Here is a 1368-nt window from a genome sequence, read left to right as displayed (position 1 = left end):
TCTTCTTATGCTGTCTAACTTTTTTACATGTATTTGCTAGACTCATGCTTTTTATATTTAAAGTGAATTATTTGCAATCACAATTATGTTTTTTAAAATCAATTACCATACGCCCTTGAATTCTACCTTGTTCCATTTCTTCGAATACATTTTGTACTTTAGCTAGAGAACAAGTTTGAACAACTGGCACTACTTTTCCTTCTGCCCCGAACATAAACGCCTCTTCCAAATCTTTACGAGTACCAACTAGAGAACCAACTACTTCAATTCCATCCAGTACAAGTCGTGGGATGTTTAAGTCCATTGTTTCTACTGGTAGCCCTACTGCAACTACTTTACCGCAAGCACGTACTGCATCAACTGCTGAGTTAAAGGCTACTTTAGAGACTGCTGTTACTACCGCAGCATAAGCGCCACCAAACTCCTCTTGCACAATTTTATCAGCAGGACCTTGAGAAATTGGATTGATAGTCATATCAGCACCAACTTCTTTCGCTAAGGCTAATTTGTCGTCATTAATATCTACTGCGATTACCTTTGCACCAAATACATTTTTAGCATATTGGATAGCTAAGTTACCTAATCCACCGCAGCCATAGATTACAATAGGTTGACTAGGTTTAATATCTGATACTTTAATAGCTTTATATGTAGTTACACCAGCACAAGTAATTGATGATGCTTGAGCAGGATCTAATCCTTCTGGTACTTTTACCGCATAATCAGCTGTAACGATACATTGTTCAGCCATACCACCATCCACTGAATAACCAGCGTTTTTAACTTCACGGCAAAATGTTTCTCTACCAGTTACGCAATATTCACAACGTCCACAAGATTGGAACATCCATGCAATACTTACACGGTCACCTATCTTTAGTGAAGTAACATCATCAGCTATTTTCGTAACAATACCTACACCCTCATGGCCAAGAATACGGCCATCAGTGTTACCAAAATCATGATTCGCAACGTGTAAATCAGTGTGGCAAACTCCACAATACTCTACATCTACTAACGCTTCACCTGAGTGTAACGGACGTAATTCTTTGTCAATCACTTCGATGTTTGCTTTGCTGTTTTTATTAACCACTACTGCTTTCATATGTGATCTCCCCTTTAGTGTTTTAGCATTTTAATGAGTTTATCTCACAACTACTTTCTTCACTACTTTGGCTAGTTATTGTACCAAATTTAAGTGTTCAATCATCATTACATCTTCATCATAACATGACACTTCATAAACAACTTGTGAAATTATGAACAATATTTGAATTATTACACAAATCGGTCTTTATTTTAAATTTTTAAAATAAAAACTGAAGTGATATAATGTGATAACAACTAAAAACGGACAAAGATCGGAAG

1 protein-coding gene is annotated in these 1368 nt (G+C 36.3%); it reads right to left on the bottom strand.

From position 1 onward, the window contains the following. Positions 1–67: 67 nt before the first annotated feature. Positions 68–1105: an alcohol dehydrogenase AdhP gene (adhP, locus tag ACQGS6_RS28535; RefSeq protein ID WP_098297662.1), complete on the bottom strand. Its 1038-nt coding sequence runs from the start codon at positions 1103–1105 to the stop codon at positions 68–70. Between the last annotated feature and the right edge of the window lie 263 nt (positions 1106–1368).

The sequence above is a fragment of the Bacillus sp. GMs2/2 genome, assembly GCF_050172095.1.
Classification (GTDB): domain Bacteria; phylum Bacillota; class Bacilli; order Bacillales; family Bacillaceae_G; genus Bacillus_A; species Bacillus_A cereus.
Note: the sequence above shows the minus strand (reverse complement) of the source record. Positions and strands in the feature narration are given on the sequence as shown.